Genomic DNA, 16,390 nt, shown 5'->3' with positions numbered 1-16,390 from the left:
GCTTCCGGCGCTCTGGTGGCCGAGGACCTTGGGGGAATCCGTGGCGATGCTACATGCCGTGATCATGGCCGGTGGCGCCGGCACTCGATTCTGGCCCGAGAGCCGTGCCGCGCTCCCGAAGCAACTGCTCGATCTGCTCGGCGGGCGGACGATGATCCAGGCCACCTTCGATCGCCTGGCGGGCCTGGTGCCGCGCGAGCGCGTGTCGATCATTACGGCCGATGTGCTCGTCGATGCGGTGGCCGCGCAGTTACCGCAATTGCCTGCCGGGGCCGTGGTCGGCGAACCGTGCAAGCGCGACACAGCCCCCTGCATCGGCCTGGCGGCCCACCTGGTCAGCCGCGACGATCCCGATGCGGTGATGGCCGTGCTGCCCGCAGATCATGTCATCGGCCCGACCGAAAAATTCCAAGCAGCCATGCGTCATGCGGTCGCGCTGGTCGAAGAGTCGCCCGGCCGGATTGTCACGTTCGGCATCCGTCCCACGTACCCGGCCGAGTCGTTTGGTTACATCGAGCGTGCCGAGCCCTTGGCCGCAAGCGGTATTCCGAGCTATCGCGTAGCCCGCTTCCGCGAAAAACCCCGGGCCGAGGTCGCGGCCGAATACGTCGCCACCGGGCGGTTCTACTGGAACTCGGGCATCTTCGTCTGGCGTGCTGCCACGATCCTGGCGGCCCTGGCCGAACATCAACCCCAGATGGCGGCTCACCTGGAGACGATTGCCTCGGCGTTCGGGCGCGACGACTTTGCCGAGGTGTTCGCCGCCGAGTTTGCCGCGATCCGCGGGGTGTCGATCGACTATGCCGTGATGGAGCACGCCCGCGACGTGGCCGTGGTCGAAGCCCCCTACGAATGGGACGACGTCGGCAGTTGGCAGGCGCTGGCCCGATTGCGCGGCGCCGACGCCGAAGGGAACACGGTCTCGGCTCGGCACGTAGGGCTCGACACCCACGGGTGCATCATCCGCGGCACGCCCGATCACCTGGTTGCAACGTTGGGGATCGACGACTGTATTATTGTGCAAACCCCCGACGCGACCCTCGTGGCCCATCGCAGCCGCGAAGAATCGCTGCGCGAGCTGGTCAAGCTGATCCAGCATCGCGGTTGGGGCCAGCACCTGTAATTCTCCGTTTCCGCCTTGCATCTGCCCCAGGCAACCCGGCTCCTCGTGCCCGACGCCGCTCCGCCGAATTCACCGCCCGGCCGCGTGGCGGGCATCGACTATGGAACCGTGCGGATCGGCATTGCTTTGTCCGATTCGCAGCGGCGGATTGCCTCGCCGTACGAGAATTATCAGCGGCGGACGCCCCAGCTCGACGCCCGCCGCTTCCAGCGACTCGTGGCCGAAGAGCGCGTGCGGCTATTCGTGGTCGGCCTGCCGGTGCATCTCGACGGCCGGGAAAGCCAGAAATCGCACGAGGCACGCCAGTTCGGGGCCTGGCTGCATCAGGCCACCGGCGTCGAGGTGTGTTATTTCGACGAACGGTTCACCAGCGCCGAGGCCGAAGCCGCCTTGCAGGCCGCCGAATTGACCAAGAAGCGTCGCAAGGCCCGGCTCGATATGCTGGCTGCCCAAATCATGTTGGCCGCATTTCTCGAATCGCCCGACGCCGCCTTGCGCGATCCGGGTTCGCTCGACGATCCCCCGCGCCGTAACCGCTGAACCCCGCGCCGAGCCTCGTCAACATGGCCATGCTGATTATCGGCTGCGGATACCTGGGCCAGCGCGTCGCCGAGCGCTGGAGATCGACCGGCCAGACGGTGTACGCCCTGACGCGCTCGCAGCAGCGAGCCGAGGAGTTGGCTGCCCGCGGCTGGCAGCCGGTGATCGGCGATGTGACCGAGCCCAGCAGCCTCGGCAGCCTGCCGGCCGTAAAGACAGTGCTGCATGCCGTGGGCTACGACCGTGGTGCTGGCCCCTCGATGGAGCAGGTCTACGTCGGCGGCCTGCGCCACGCTCTCGACGCCTTGCCCCCGACAGTCGAACGGCTGATCTACGTCTCGTCGACGAGCGTGTACGGACAGGACGATGGCAGCTGGGTCGACGAACGATCGCCCTGCGAACCCGCGGGCGAGAACGGACGGATCTGCCTGGCCGCCGAGCAGTCGCTTGCCGAGCACCCGTTGGGCCAGCGCGCCGTTGTGCTGCGAATGGCAGGCATCTACGGGCCCGGGCGCATTCCCCGGCTCGACGCGGTGCTTCGCGGAGAGACGATCGTCGCCGATGCGGACAGCTATCTGAACCTGGTACATGTCGACGACGCGGCTGAGATCGTCGTGTTGGCCGCCACACGCAGCACTCCGCCCCGGTTGTATGTGGTCGGCGACGGACAGCCTACGACCCGGCGAGAGTTTTACGGCGAGCTGGCCCGTCGGTTGGGCGCCGAACCGCCGAAATTCGCCCATCCCGAGCCGGGTACCTCGAGCCGCGGTCGCGCGGCGACCAACAAGCGGCTCGACAACCGACGTTTGCTGGCCGAGTTGCAGCCCGCCTGGCGTTTTCCCACTTTTCGCGAGGGGCTGCAGGCGATTGTGGGTTGATCGGGCAGTCTTGGCGCGCCGGTCGAGGTGCCCCAGGGACGGCCGGTTGTCGCTCGGGCGAGGCCTTTCTAAAATCCCCCTGCGGCTTGCGGAAAACTCGTGAACCAGGCGGCCGCCGGGTGCCGCGGTGGTGCCTGAAACCTCTCCCTGGGCGGGTTGTCGCATGGTCGAACGGAAGCCGGTCTTCCCGCACGTCATCGAGATGAACTATCAGGCCGGCACGCGCCTGGGGTGCAACGTCTATCTCGTCTACGACTCTCAACAATGGATCTTGATCGACGTCGGTTACGAGGACACGGTCGATGAGATCGTCGAACTGATTCGGCAGATGGATTTTCCGCTGAATCAGTGCCAGACGGTGATCGCGACGCATGCCGACGTCGACCATGTGCAGGGCCTGGCCAAGATCAAAGCCCTGCTCAAGACAACCGCCACGGGCCATGCCAAGGCCGTGGAACCCTTGGCCACGGGGGATACGGTCAGCACCTTTGCCAAGATCCCGTCGCAGGACATCGATCTGGCGATGCCCCCGGTCAAGCTCGATGTGCTGATCGGCGAGGGTGATCGGATTCGCGTCGGCGGGCTCGAACTCGAGGTCTGGCACACGCCGGGGCATACCGACAGCCAGCTGGCATTCCGCCTGGGCGATCTGCTGTTCAGCGGCGACAACATCTATCGCGATGGCTGCGTCGGGGCGATCGATGCCCATCATGGCAGCGATATCGAAGCTTTCGTCCGCTCCTTGGAGCGCATTCGTGCCAGCGACGTGAAGTGGCTGCTGCCCAGCCACGGGCCTATCTTTCGCAAGGACAACGCCCTGTTGGACCGCACCATCGCCCGGGTTCGCAGCTATCTGGCGATGGCCGATTTTGGCACCTGCGCTACCCACTGGCCGCTGATGGACGAGTGGGATCGCGAGCTGGCGGCGGGCAAAATGCCCGGCAAGGACTAGCCGCCTTGACCGGCGAGGGCTCGAACGTGGCATTCCGGGCAAAGTTTGCGGGCAGTCGGCGCCCGGTTGTGCCGACCGAAGCGGTTTTGCCGGATATTCTCTCAACGCCGCTTTGAAGTGCGGCCGATGGTCAGTTCTGGCGGCGGCCCCTGGGCAGCCTCGGCACGGGAGCTCGAGAGGGACGAGTCCCGTGCGGCGAGTTGCCGGCAATGGGTGCCGCGGCCGATCTCATCTCGACCCAGAATGGCGATTTCCGCGGCAAAGTGCGCCTGTTTCCAGGCCTATCGTCCGCGGCCGCCCGAGCGTCTCGGCAGCGTCCGAGAGGAGAGGCTCCATGCTTCGACGGCTACTGTTTGCGCTGGCGGTGTTGTTGTTCTGCGGGCTGTTCACTACCCAGGCGTCGGCCCAACAAGCCTACGGCCGGCAGTGGTCAGGCAGCTACAACACCCAGGATTGGCAGCGGTTTTACCACTACCCGTACGTCTATTATCCGCAGAACTTCTGGTCGGCCGACTACTACCGCAGCTCGGAAGACCTGTATTACCGCTATCCGCCGGAAATGCGGATCCCGGTCTACAACAAGCAGTGGCACAACGAGTACCCCGAGGAGCGCAAGTATCACCGGGGGCACCACTTCATCCTCGACACTTTCTAGGGTGATTTGCCACGGCCGGGGCGGAGAATCCGCGGAATCAGTCGCAGGTGCCCGACGGCGGTACGAACTTGCCGGCTTCCGAAAGGCTTGCGGGCGATCGCGCGATGCCCTGGGGCTGAAAAAACTTTTTGCCGAGATTAGTTCCTAGCGCGTCCGCGCGGAAGTAGCACTCGACGGCAGACCAGCGGGCCCCCCATCGGGAGAGGCCTGGGTTCTTGCCAGGACGGCCAGCGCCGCAAGAGTGCCCCCCCGCGCGCGACGCGCCTTCTTTTTTGCCGCGCCCCCAAGTCGTGGGGGCTTTTGGTTTTACGGCAACCGGTTAGGCAGCAAACGCCTACCTGTCAGATCGCAATTGCAGCCGCTACAGCCGCCAGATTCCAGGCGTTGCATCTTCGAGGCTGCGTAAGCTGTTCGGTGTCGGCTGCTTGTGTGGACCGCGCTGCCGACCAAAAAATTTCGCAGATTGTCTGGATTTTTCTGTTGCAGCCGCTTATGCCGCTGTTATTATGGCCCCTTGTAAGCCCCCAGAGCGCATGCGCTCCGTGGGTTTGGCAATTTTCGACGTTTCCGTATCAGTTTTGGCACCACTGATTCGTAAGTCAGGAGCACGCTAATGAGATTGACTCAGATCGGTTCAAACGTCTTGAAAGGGACGCTGCGCACAGCGGCGTTCGCAGCGGTAGCGGCCGCTGGGTTCTTTACCGCTTCTCCGGCCCTCGCCGATGTCGAAGGCCTGAGTCTCTCGCAGTCCGGTTTCGCCGGCACCGCAACGATCCCCGAAGGCAGCAGCAGCGGGTATTCGTTGACGATCACCCGCAACTTGGATACCGAGTCGGGCTTCGCCGGTACCACGACCAGCCGTATCGGTGGCAATACGGTCACCTTCACCAGCAACGGCGCGTCGGGTTTCCAGACTCAAAACCTCAGCGCTGGTACGGTGCAGGGTAATCAGGCCTTGACCGGTGGCTCGTTCACCTACAACCAAGACGGTGTGCACACTGTTTCGTACAACCAGGGCTTCTCGCGCAACATCGTCGAGAACAGCTCGTGGGGTCTGGGTAGCTCGAACCCGACCGACAGCCAGGGCCTCTCGGGCTCGATCAACGTCACGGTGACGAACGTCGCCCCGACGATCGTGCTGGCCAACCAGAACGGCATCAACGGCAACGTCACCATCAATGAAGGTTCGAGCGTTGCGTCGCAGATGCAATCGACCGATCCGGGTGCTGATGCCCAGACGTTCGTGATCAACGGTGCCGGCGCTGGCGTTGACGGCGCTCTCTCGGGCACCCGCACCTCGGGTGTCGTGAACAACACCTACAACAACAACGGCGTCTTCGGCACGACCTTCACGGTCTTCGACGACGACACCAGCACAACGCTGAACCGCACCGTGACGGTGAACAACGTTCTGCCCAGCGCCCTGACGCTGTCGCTGAACGGCACCAACGGCAACATCACCATCAACGAAGGTGACGCGGTCTCGGCCCAGATGACGGCGACCGATCCGGGTGCTGACGCGATCACGTTCGTGATCGATGGTCAGGCCGCGGGCGTCGGTGGTTCGACTCCCGGCTCGACCCGCACCAGTTCGCTCGTCGGGCTGACCAACCCTGGTCTGCTGGATGAGGGCTCGGTCAACATCAACGGCTCGGCGACTGACGACGTCGGTCCGTCGAACATCGGCCGCGTGGTGACGGTGAACAACGTCGCCCCGGTGGCGGGTGGAATCAGCGGTCCGGGCACCGTGCCCTACGGTAACTTCGCCAACTTCCAGGCGACTTCGACCGACGTGGGTGTGCTCGACGTCCTGACGTTCGCGTGGGACCTCGACGGTGACGGCCTGTTCGACGACTTCACCGACGTCGTGGGTGCTGGCGGCTCGGCGACCTCGACCGCGACCTTCGGTCCTGGTCCGGCTGGCCCGCCGTACACCGTGACGATTGGCTACCAGGTCTTCGATGGTGACGGCGGTGTTGACACCGAGTACCTCACCATCGCAGTGCCCGAGCCGAGTTCGGTGGTCCTGATGGGTCTGGGTGCGGTGGCCTTGGCCGTCGTCGCCCGCCGTCGCCGCAAGTAAGTGATTCGCCGGCTGCCGGCCACGTCGCCAAGACGTGGCCGGCCAGCCGAGAAAACGCCGCAGACATCATGTTGGGGGACGGCTGCGGTTGGATACGGAATGGTCGATCCGCCTGGCGGACGATCAAAAATGTGGTGCCAACACAATCCCGAGTGGTCCGCAGGGGCCACTCGGGTTTTTTTATTGCGCGGCTGACGACGATCGCTTTGAGCGATGCGCTCGCGCGGACTTGCCCGCCTGACGATGCGGCCACTTGGAACGCGACGTGCGAGCTTCAGTCGCAGTAGTGCCGCAGGAATTCGGCCAAGACCGCGGCCGCGGCCTCGAGCTGCTCGATCGCCAGCCACTCATCGGCTGTGTGCGCCTGATCGATCGAGCCAGGGCCAAAGACCACCGTTGGCACACCGGCCGCGGCAATCTTCGCGGCGTCCGTACCAAACGGCACTCCCACCGCTGCCGAGCGATGCTGAAGTCGTTGAGCCGTTTCGGCGAGGCGGCTGGCGAGCCCTACGTTGTGCGTATCGTCGAGCGGCAGTCCGACGAGATACGGCCGTTCATGCTCCAACGGAAAGTCGATCGCCGCGTCGGCGGCAAGAAAGTCGATGACCTGGCGATACGCTGCGTCGGGCGTTTCGCCCGGAATCAGCCGGCGGTCAATTTCGATCGTGCACCGATCCGGAACCGTATTGACGCTTAGTCCGCCGCGAATCGTGCCTACGCTCAGGCTCGGCGCCCCGCAGCGCGGGTGAGTCGGCAATGTCGGTACGAACTCGCGCTGGTAACGTTCGAGAGTTTGGACGATGCGGGCCATCCGATAGATGGCGTTCTCGCCGAGATGTGGCTGCGAACTGTGCGCCGCACGTCCCAAGGCGTGCAGCCGCCAGCGCACGGCGCCCTTATGCGCCACGACGACATTGAGCAGCGTCGGCTCAGCGACAATCGCGACGTCCGGCCGGCGTGGAACGAATCCGGCGCCCAGCGGGCCGTCGTGAGGTCCAGCTGCGGTGGACCAGAGTTGCGGCAATTGGTCGGCGCCGCTGTAACCGTGTTCCTCGTTGATGGTGCAGGCCATCACGATCGACGGGTAACGCGGAGGCGGGTTGTCCTTTAGGCTGGCAATGGCGCCGAGCATGGCTGTCATTCCGCCTTTGATGTCGCACGACCCGCGGCCCCAGATCCGCCCATGGCTCACGGTCGGTGTCCATGGCGGAATGGTCATCCCATCGACGGGGACCGTATCTTGATGGGCTTCGAGCAGCACGATCGGGCCGCCCTCCTCCGGCCCCGGACGGCCCGGCAGCCAGGCGATGACATTCGCACGGAGTGGTTCGATCTCTTGCCGCACCCACTTCCAGCCGAGCCGCGTGAAGAGCGCTTCGAGATAGGCGCTGACCCGGTACTCGAAATATTCGGGGCCGCTGACATCGCGCCCCATGGGGTTTACGCTCGGCAGAGCGACCAGGTCGCTCAAGGTCTGGATCAGGTCGAGTGCCATGCGAGTCGGCGCTCCATCATCGAGAACCGGCACGGCCCTGCTCGCGGGCGGCCTGAAGCGTCTACGCTGCTGAAATCCGAAGCCCGCGCGATCGCCGGAAGCCCGTCATTGTAGGGAGTGCCGCGTCTATCGCCATCGGTTCACGCCGCAGTCATCGAAGCGGAAGGCGGCGAGCGGGGTACGCCTCGCCGCGGTCTGCCGTCAGCTGCTGGGTCGGTGCACGCCGCCCGAACAGTTTCGCCTGCCGCTACATCTCGCAAGGGCCGTCGTCCGAAGGGCCGAAACCTGAGCAGAAACGTCATTCGAGGGGGTTGAGTGAGCGGATTTCTCGCGCAGAATAGCCGTGTGAGCGTTGAAGCTTGCTTCGACGCTCCACCCTTCGTAGGTTCCTGCCCCGCCTGCGAAGGGCTTTTTTTTTGCGCCCGACCTGCATTTTTTTTCGCAGGTTTCTTCAGCAGGTATTTCACGACCGGCTCGCCTTGTTGGTGGCTTGGGTCTTGGCGTTGCTTGGCGGCAACCCGCCAATGCCGGACGCGGCACGAGCGCCGGGGCAGCCTCCGCCGGGGCGGTGCACGCGATTTCCACCGACGAGCGGCGCAGCCGGCCAGATTCGGCCGAATGCCAGTGGGCTGCTACCTCGGTTTGTTCGCGTTGCGCTTGCGCTCGACGCGGCAATCTTGAGGTGTGCAGGGGCGCGGCATCGGTCTGCAACGGGGCTGCTTGACCCTTTGCAGGGCGAGCGATACGATGCCCGTCTTAAACCTGACACGAAGGTCAGGTTTACTTTTGCTCTGGGCTTGTGACGAAATTCACAAAGTCCGTTGCCGCCGTTTCAAGGTCTTGGCGGATTTGTGGTTATGGACACCGCAGCGGTGGATGCCAGTTGGTTTCCTGAAGCGACCTGGTTGCCGGTCGTGCTGTTCGTCTTGGCGACGGTTGGTCTGGCCGCAGCGCTGTTGGGCATTGCCCACGTGTTCGGTCCACAGCGGACCAGTCGCGTGAAGGAAATGCCGTACGAAAGCGGCATGGATCCGATCCACGACACCCGGCGCCGTTTCGACATTCGCTTTCATCTCGTCGCGATTGCCTTTCTGGTGTTCGACGTCGAGTTGTTGTTCCTCTACCCCTGGGCCGTGGCCTCGCGCAACCCCGAAGGCGTCGACGCCGCGGTCAGTTCAGGACTGGTGAGCACGCGCGGGCTGGTGTTTGGCGAGGTGATGGTGTTCCTCGTCCTGCTGGCCCTCGGCTACGTCTATGCCTGGCGGAAAGGCGTGTTTCGATGGCGGTAGATCTGCCCGAAAACGTGGTGGTGACCAAGCTCGATTCCTTGGCCAATTGGTGTCGCAAGAACAGCCTTTGGCCGATGCCCTTTGCGACGGCCTGTTGCGGTATCGAGTTGATGGCCACCGGCGCGAGCAAGCACGACATCGCTCGCTTCGGCGCCGAGGTGTTTCGCTTCAGCCCGCGGCAATGCGACTTGATGATCGTCGCGGGACGCGTAGTGATGAAGATGCTGCCCGTCCTGCAGCGGACCTGGTTGCAGATGAACGAGCCGAAATGGTGCATCTCGATGGGCGCGTGCGCATCGACCGGGGGCGTGTTCGATACCTACTGCGTCGTGCAGGGGATCGATCGCTTCATTCCGGTCGACATGTATGTGCCCGGTTGTCCGCCACGTCCCGAGCAGCTGATTCAGGCCGTGATCGACCTGCAAGACAAGATCCAACGGGAAGGCACGATCAACGGCAAAGAGTTCGAGCTTCGCGAGCGCCAGCAGCCGAAGCGAGCCCTGATCGAAACGCCTTCGCTGGTGTTGCCCTCTGGCAGCCCGTCGCGTTAGGTCCCGCTTGGCCTGAACCCACCCCAGGTGCCGCCGGCACCGTAAGAGCAAACCCGGATTCCTGAACGAGCAAGAGGCCATGGCAACGCAAGCCACGCTCGACGCCCTGCAACAAGAGTTTCCCAGCATCTCGGCGAGCGAGTTTCGCGGCCAATCGCGCGTGGTGGTCCCGCGCGAGCAGGCGTATGCCGCGATGGAGTGGCTGCGCGACGAGCGTCGATTCGACCTGCTGATCGACGTGACCTGCGTCGACTATCTGAATTATCGCGATGCCACGGACCGCTTTGGCCTGGTCTACCTCCTGGCCAACAGCGAATCGAACGAGCGGATCACGGTTCGCGTGTTCGTCAACGAGCCCGACCCCGAAGTCGATTCGGTGGTCCCGCTGTGGGAAGGCGCGAACTATGTCGAGCGCGAAGTCTACGACATGTTTGGCATCGTCTTTCGCGGGCATCCCGACCTGCGGCGGATCTTGATGCCCCAAGAGTTCGAGGCATTTCCGTTGCGCAAGGATTACCCGCTGCAGGGGCGCGGCGAGCGTCACAACTTCCCCGTGATCACGCGCGCGAGTAGCTGATATGGCCACGATCCCGTCCACCACGTCGCCCGAAGACCGTTTGCCCGAAGCGGCCACGCCGTCCGGGCTGTCGCATCCGGGGTTTGGCGGCAACCTCGCGCACGACGAGCAGCTCGACTACATCTGGACGCTGAATTTCGGCCCGCAGCATCCGGCGACGCATACGACGCTGCGGCTGGTGCTGAAGCTCGACGGCGAGCGCGTCGTCGCGGCCATGCCCGACATCGGCTATCTGCACTCGGGCTTCGAGAAGATCGGCGAGCATCTCGACTACAACCAGTACGTCACGGTCACGGACCGGATGAACTATATGTCGCCGATGGCCAACAACGTGGCCTGGCACTGTGCCGTCGAAAAGCTCCTGGGCATCGAGCTGACGCCGCGCTGCAAGTACGTCCGCACGATCATTGCCGAGCTGGCGCGCATCAGCGATCACCTGCTGTGCAACGGGGCCATCGGGCTCGATACCGGGGCGTTCACGTTCTTCTTGTACGCCTTCTACCAGCGCGAAGTCATCTACGACATTTTCGAGTCGCTCTGCGGCGCGCGGTTTACGAACAGCTACACCCGCGTCGGCGGCTTGATGTACGACATCACGCCGGTCGTGGTCGAGAAGATCCGCACGTTTTGCCGCACGTTGCCCAAGACGCTCAGCGACATGGACCGGCTGGTCAATCGCAACCGCATCTTCCGCGACCGCCTGAAGGAAGTGGGCGTGCTGCCCAAGGAAGAGGCCATCCGCCGCAGCGCCACGGGGCCGATCGCCCGGGCCAGCGGCGTGACGCGCGATTTGCGAAAGGACGAGCCGTACCTCGCCTATCAGGATTTTGATTTCAAGACCTGCTGCATGACCACCGGCGACTGCCTGGCGCGGTACCTGGTGCGGCAGGCCGAAATCCGCGAGAGCCTGAAGATCGTCACCCAGGCGATCGAGAACCTACCGTCGGGCCCGGTCAACGTCTCGATGGGCGAGCGGACCACGATGCCCTCGAAGAAGATGGTCTATTCCAGCATCGAGGGTACGATCTCGCACTTCGAGCTGGCGATGAGCAATCGCGGTTTCGACACGCCGCATGAAGAAGTCTACTCGGCGATCGAAAGCCCCAATGGCGAGTTGGGCTTTTATATCGCCGGCGACGGGACCGACGTTGCCTATCGGGCCCGCTGCCGGCCGCCTTCGTTCATCCACATGTCGTTGTTCCCTTACATGATCGAGGGGCACACGCTCAGCGACATCGTGGCCGTATTGGGCAGTATCAACATCATTGCCGCCGAATTGGATCGCTGATCCGCCGCGCCCGTCGATATCCCGCAGACTCGATCCCGCTGACCCGCACCGCCATCTATGTCGACCACCACACGCGTCTTGACACCGGAAATGATCGCCGCGATTCAGGCGTTTATTCCGCGCTATCCGAACAAGCAGGCCGTGACGCTGCCGGCGTTGCACATCGTCAACGAGGCGCTCCGCTACGTGCCGCTGGAGGCGGTCATCGAGATCGCCGAGCTGCTCGAGCTGGCGCCGGCCCAGGTGCAGGACACGCTCTCGTTCTACGGCTACTTCAAGCAGGACCAGCCGCACGGCAAGACCCGGGCCTGGGTGTGCCGTTCGATTAGTTGTGCCTTGCGCGGTGGCGAGGAAGTGCTCGAGCGGCTGTGTCAGAGGGCCGGCGTGAAGCCCGGCGAAACAACGCCCGACGGCCGGCTGACGGTCGAGTTTGCCGAATGCCTGGGGGCTTGTGAGTATGCCCCTTGCATGCTGGCCACACACCACGGCGGCCAGGCCGAGCTGCATAAGAACCTGACTCCCGAGCAGATGGAATCGTTTGTCAATCGGCTGCCGCAGTAACCGGCCGAGAAAACCGCACCCCGAAACCCCCGGCGACGCGCCAGCCAGGCTGGTGACTTCCCAACGACGGAGCAACGAACACTCGTGACTAAGTTCGAGCCGGTGCTGTTGGCCAACGTAGGCAAGCAAGACAGCCACAAGCTGTCGGTCTACGAAGCGGCCGGTGGCTACGAGGCCCTCAAAGGGGTGCTTCGCGAGAAGCAGCCCGTCGACGTGATCGAGCTGGTCAAGGCGAGCAATCTGCGCGGTCGAGGCGGCGCGGGCTTCCCCTGCGGGCTCAAGTGGACGTTCCTGCCCAAGGACCATCCCGGCCCGATCTACATGTGCGTCAATGCCGACGAGAGCGAGCCGGGGACCTTCAACAATCGCATCCTGATGGAGGACGACCCCCATCAGGTGATCGAAGGCACGATCATCAGTTGCTACGCCACGCGGGCGACGACGGCCTATATCTACCTCCGCGTCGAGTACCCCTTGTGCTACGAACGGCTCGAGGGCGCGATCGCCGAGTGCTACCAGGCGGGCTACTTGGGCCGCAATATCCTCGGCACCAACTTTTCGCTCGACATCTACGTGCACCGTGGCGCCGCGGCATATATCTGCGGCGAAGAGACGGGCCTGATCGAGAGCCTCGAGGGCAAGCGGGCCTGGCCGCGGATCAAGCCGCCGTTCCCGGCGATCGAAGGCGTGTTCCGCAAGCCGACCGTGGTGAACAACATCGAGACGATGGCCTGCGTCACGCACATCGCCCGGCGCGGAGCCGATTGGTTCAAGTCGATCGGCGTGCCGTCCGACCCGAACAACCCGCGCGACCCGGGCAGCTATGGTCCCAAGCTGTACTGCCTGAGCGGCCACGTGAACAAGCCGGGCTGCTACGAGGCGCCCTTGGGCATCACGACGCGCCAGTTGATCGACGAATTCGGCGGCGGCGTCTGGAAGGGGCGCAAGGCCAAGGCCGCGATCCCCGGCGGCATCAGCATGGGCCTGTTGGCTGAATCGGAGTTCGATCTGCCGCTGGATTTCAACGGGCCCGGCAAGGCCGGCTGCCTGGGGTTGGGCACCGCGGCCGTCGTCGTGCTCGACGAAACGGTGAGCATGGTCGACTTCCTGCACAACAGCTGCCGGTTCTTCGCCCACGAAAGCTGCGGCCAGTGCACGCCCTGCCGCGAAGGCACGCACTGGGCGCTCTCGATGCTCGAGCGCATCAGGGCCGGCAAGGGCCGGCTGCGCGATCTCGATCTGCTGCTGGAAATCGGCGACACGATCGGCATTATTCCCGGCACGACGATTTGCGGGCTCTCGGACGGTGCCGCCTGGCCGATCAAGAACGCGATCCGCAAATGGCGCGGCGAGTTCGAGGACTACATCAAGCGGACCAACCCGCGCGGCTACATGGAAACCAACCCGGTGCCGGCGCTGCACCAGATCGCCGGGGCGCATTAAGCGGAACCACCTATGGGCATCGTCATCGTCGACGGACAAGAGATTGAAGTAGCCGACCACGAGCGGCTCAACGGCATCCAGGTCGCGCGCCGCGCCGGCGCCGACGTGCCGCACTATTGCTGGCACCCGGGCCTGACGGTCGTGGCGAGCTGCCGGATGTGCCTGGTCGAGACCGGCACGCGCAATCCGGAGACCGGCCAGATCACGATGATGCCCAAGGTCGTGCCTGCCTGCCAGACGCCGGCCAAGGATGGCACGGTGTTCGTCACCAACAGCGACAAGGTCAAGCAGGCCCGGGCCTTCGTCGAAGAGGCCCTGTTGCTCGATCACCCGATCGACTGCCCGATCTGCGACAAGGCGGGCGAGTGTCTGCTGCAAGACTATCACTTCGCCCACGGCCAGCAGGAACGCCGCGCCGACCTGCGGCCGTTTACCAGCAAGCGCCGCGACATGGGGCCCACCGTCACGCTGTTCGCCGACCGCTGCGTGATGTGCAGCCGTTGCGTACGGTTCACCCGCGAGGTGACGGGCACTGCCGAGCTGATGGTCATCGAGCGCGGCTCGCACGAAGAAATCGACGTCGTGCCCGGCTTCCCGCTCGAGAACAAGCTCTCGGGCAACGTAGTCGACCTGTGCCCGGTGGGGGCCCTGGGCGACAAGGATTTTCTCTACCAGCAGCGCGTCTGGTTTATGAAAAACCACGCGCACGTGTGCGCTGGCTGCTCGTCGGGCTGTTCGATCTGGGTCGACGAGAACCAGGACCACGTCTATCGGCTGCGGCCGCGCGAGAACCAGGCCGTCAACCAGTGGTGGATTTGCGACGAGGGTCGGTACGGCTATCACCACGTGCACGACGAACATCGCCTGGTCGAGCCGCAGCGCCGCGACAAAGAGCAATACGTCACCGCCGACTGGGCGAGCGTGCCCGGCGAGCTCAAGCAGAAGCTCGGCAAGGCGGGCCGCATCGCCGCGGTGCTTTCGCCGAACCTCACCGTCGAAGAGGCGTATCTCCTGGCCTTGCTCGTGCGCAAGCTCGACCCGCAGGCCGAATTGGCCCTGGGCCCGGTGCCGGTCGCGGGCAGCGACGAGAAATTCCGCGGCGGGTTCACGATCCGCGCCGAGAAGTGCCCCAACCGCCGGGGTGTCGAGGAGATCATCCGCCACTTCACCGGCCGCGTGCTGGCGTTTGCCGACCTGTTGCCGCGCTTGGAGTCGGGCGAATTTGGCGCGGTTTGGGTCACCGGCGGCTACAAGCGCGACTGGATCGACGAGGCCACGGCCAACCGCGTCGCCAAGACGCCGCTGGTGATCGTGCAAGACATGTTCGCCTCGCCGCTTTGGCAGCGGGCGACGTACCGGCTGCCGGGTGTGGCCTTCGCCGAGCGCGACGGGTCGTATGTGAATGCCACGAACCACCTGCAGAGCTTCCGGTGGGCCGTGCGGCCGCCGGTGGGGGCGCGGATCGAGGGGAGCATCTACGCCCAGTTGCTCGGCCGAACCGGGATGTACAACTCCCGCGCCGTGCTCAGCGAGATCGCCGGCGAGGTGGCCTATTTCGCCGCCGCGGCCGACGGCGTACCCCCGCAAGGCGTGGCCCTCGCCGCGCGCGAGCCGGCCGGCGTTTGAAGCCAATCGAGACTTCCCTCCACGCGGTGCAAAGGTAACGAACGATGACGGCCCTGGCCGTAGAAACCCTGATCAAGATCGCGGTGTTCCTGTTCGCGATGATGACGGCAGCCGCCTACCTGGTGCTGCTCGAGCGCTGGATCTGCGCCTGGGTGCAGGACCGCCAAGGGCCAAATCGCGTCGGCGTGCCGTTGACGAACATCAAGCTGTTCGGCCTCGGTCAGCCGCTGGCCGACGGCATCAAGATGATCATGAAGCAGGAGTACACGCCCAAGCACGTCGATACGGTCGTCTATTACCTGGCCCCGGTGACGATTCTCGCCGCGGCGCTGGGCATCTTCGCCGTGATCCCCTGGGGCAGCTACATCCCGGCCACGCCGTCGCTGGGCATCGAGAAGCCCGTTTCGCTCGTCATTGCTCCGAACGTCGACGTGGGCCTGGTCTTCGTCTTCGCCGTCAGCAGCCTGGCGGTCTACGGCGTGATCCTCGGCGGCTGGGCGAGCAACAACAAGTACAGTTTTATCGGGGCCCTGCGCTCGAGCGCCCAATTGATCGCCTACGAACTGCCCCTGGGCCTGGGCATCCTCGGCGTCGTGCTGGTCACGGGTTCGTTGCGGCTCGAAGAGATCATGCGCGAGCAGATCGATGCGCGGATGTGGTTCGTGTTCTCGCAGCCGCTGGGGTTCCTGGTGTTCCTCGTGGCGGCCTTCGCCGAAAGCGCCCGCTTGCCGTTCGACTTGCCCGAATGCGAGCAGGAATTGATCGGCGGCTATCACACCGAGTATTCGGGCATCCGGTTGCTGATGTACTTGATCGCCGAGTTCCTGCACATGGTCACGGCCTCGTTCCTGATCGTCGTGCTGTATCTCGGCGGTTGGCATTTCGACCCGTTGACCGGCAGCGATTGGGTAACGAACGACTGGATCGAAGCGATCCTGCGGATCGTCGTGCTGACGGTCAAGGTGCTTGCCGTGATCGTGTTCTTCATGATCGTGCGCTGGAGCTGGCCGCGGTTCCGGTTCGATCAATTGATGACGCTGGCCTGGAAGGTGATGCTGCCCCTGGGCCTGGTGAACCTGTTCGTCACGGCGGCGCTGGTCGAATACGGTTCGACCTTGTCGCAGCACTACGGCGACGAGAACGCCGGACTGATTCAATTGGCCGTCAGTTGGGGCGCGCTGATCGTGTCGTGCGTCGCGGCGGCGCTGGCCGCACCGCTGGCCAGCGACAATCGGCCGCGCATCGGACTGCCCCAACCGGTGAAGCGCCCGCGCGCCGGCTCGTTGAATTGACTGGGCCGTACCACAAGTTGGCCGGTGGACTGAATTT

The 16,390-nt window shown here is 64.4% G+C and carries 15 protein-coding genes; 14 read left to right on the top strand and 1 reads right to left on the bottom strand.

What is annotated here, in order from left to right; translation table 11 throughout:
* Nucleotides 1-46: 46 nt before the first annotated feature.
* The 6 genes from K1X74_12820 to K1X74_12795 all read left to right on the top strand — a co-directional run bounded on the left by K1X74_12820 (nt 47) and on the right by K1X74_12795 (nt 6,231).
* Nucleotides 47-1,123, top strand: a complete 1,077-nt coding sequence (locus K1X74_12820; protein ID MBX7167204.1) for an NTP transferase domain-containing protein — start codon at nt 47-49, stop codon at nt 1,121-1,123.
* A gap of 45 nt (nt 1,124-1,168) precedes the next feature.
* Nucleotides 1,169-1,663, top strand: a complete 495-nt coding sequence (gene ruvX, locus K1X74_12815) for a Holliday junction resolvase RuvX (GenBank protein MBX7167203.1) — start codon at nt 1,169-1,171, stop codon at nt 1,661-1,663.
* 23 nt (nt 1,664-1,686) lie between these two features.
* Nucleotides 1,687-2,541: an SDR family oxidoreductase gene (locus K1X74_12810; GenBank protein ID MBX7167202.1), complete on the top strand. Its 855-nt coding sequence runs from the start codon at nt 1,687-1,689 to the stop codon at nt 2,539-2,541.
* Between the two features lie 163 nt (nt 2,542-2,704).
* Nucleotides 2,705-3,493 (top strand): MBL fold metallo-hydrolase, encoded by a 789-nt coding sequence (locus K1X74_12805; GenBank protein ID MBX7167201.1) that lies wholly within the window; start codon nt 2,705-2,707, stop codon nt 3,491-3,493.
* A gap of 334 nt (nt 3,494-3,827) precedes the next feature.
* Entirely contained in the window at nt 3,828-4,148 is a 321-nt protein-coding gene (locus tag K1X74_12800) for a calmodulin-binding protein (protein ID MBX7167200.1), read from the top strand.
* A gap of 613 nt (nt 4,149-4,761) precedes the next feature.
* Complete coding sequence (locus K1X74_12795; GenBank protein MBX7167199.1) at nt 4,762-6,231, top strand: PEP-CTERM sorting domain-containing protein; 1,470 nt, start codon at nt 4,762-4,764, stop codon at nt 6,229-6,231.
* Between the two features lie 274 nt (nt 6,232-6,505).
* Here K1X74_12795 and K1X74_12790 read toward each other — a convergent pair whose 3' ends face one another.
* Nucleotides 6,506-7,726: a M20 family metallopeptidase gene (locus tag K1X74_12790; GenBank protein ID MBX7167198.1), complete on the bottom strand. Its 1,221-nt coding sequence runs from the start codon at nt 7,724-7,726 to the stop codon at nt 6,506-6,508.
* A gap of 857 nt (nt 7,727-8,583) precedes the next feature.
* On the opposite strand from K1X74_12790, the gene K1X74_12785 reads away from it, so the two are divergent.
* The 8 genes from K1X74_12785 (at nt 8,584) to nuoH (ending at nt 16,353) form a co-directional block, all read left to right on the top strand.
* Complete coding sequence (locus K1X74_12785; GenBank protein MBX7167197.1) at nt 8,584-9,015, top strand: NADH-quinone oxidoreductase subunit A; 432 nt, start codon at nt 8,584-8,586, stop codon at nt 9,013-9,015.
* Nucleotides 9,006-9,566: an NADH-quinone oxidoreductase subunit NuoB gene (gene nuoB, locus K1X74_12780; GenBank protein MBX7167196.1), complete on the top strand. Its 561-nt coding sequence runs from the start codon at nt 9,006-9,008 to the stop codon at nt 9,564-9,566. Before K1X74_12785 ends, nuoB begins: the two co-directional genes overlap by 10 nt.
* 79 nt (nt 9,567-9,645) lie before the next feature.
* Nucleotides 9,646-10,143 (top strand): NADH-quinone oxidoreductase subunit C, encoded by a 498-nt coding sequence (locus K1X74_12775; protein ID MBX7167195.1) that lies wholly within the window; start codon nt 9,646-9,648, stop codon nt 10,141-10,143.
* A 1-nt stretch (nt 10,144) separates the two neighbouring features.
* A complete protein-coding gene (gene nuoD / locus K1X74_12770) occupies nt 10,145-11,431 on the top strand; it encodes an NADH dehydrogenase (quinone) subunit D (GenBank protein ID MBX7167194.1) in 1,287 nt (428 codons plus the stop codon).
* A gap of 57 nt (nt 11,432-11,488) precedes the next feature.
* Nucleotides 11,489-11,992, top strand: a complete 504-nt coding sequence (locus K1X74_12765) for an NAD(P)H-dependent oxidoreductase subunit E (protein MBX7167193.1) — start codon at nt 11,489-11,491, stop codon at nt 11,990-11,992.
* An 84-nt stretch (nt 11,993-12,076) separates the two neighbouring features.
* Nucleotides 12,077-13,435, top strand: coding sequence for an NADH-quinone oxidoreductase subunit NuoF (gene nuoF / locus K1X74_12760; GenBank protein MBX7167192.1), 1,359 nt, complete (start codon nt 12,077-12,079; stop codon nt 13,433-13,435).
* Between the two features lie 12 nt (nt 13,436-13,447).
* A complete protein-coding gene (locus tag K1X74_12755) occupies nt 13,448-15,061 on the top strand; it encodes a molybdopterin-dependent oxidoreductase (protein ID MBX7167191.1) in 1,614 nt (537 codons plus the stop codon).
* Nucleotides 15,062-15,105: 44 nt separating this feature from the next.
* Nucleotides 15,106-16,353 (top strand): NADH-quinone oxidoreductase subunit NuoH, encoded by a 1,248-nt coding sequence (nuoH, locus tag K1X74_12750; protein MBX7167190.1) that lies wholly within the window; start codon nt 15,106-15,108, stop codon nt 16,351-16,353.
* The last annotated feature ends 37 nt before the right edge of the window (nt 16,354-16,390 follow it).

This window comes from Pirellulales bacterium (assembly GCA_019694435.1).
GTDB lineage: Bacteria > Planctomycetota > Planctomycetia > Pirellulales > JAEUIK01 > JAIBBZ01.
The sequence above is the reverse complement of the archived record's forward strand: the minus strand, read 5'-3'. Positions and strand labels throughout refer to the sequence as shown.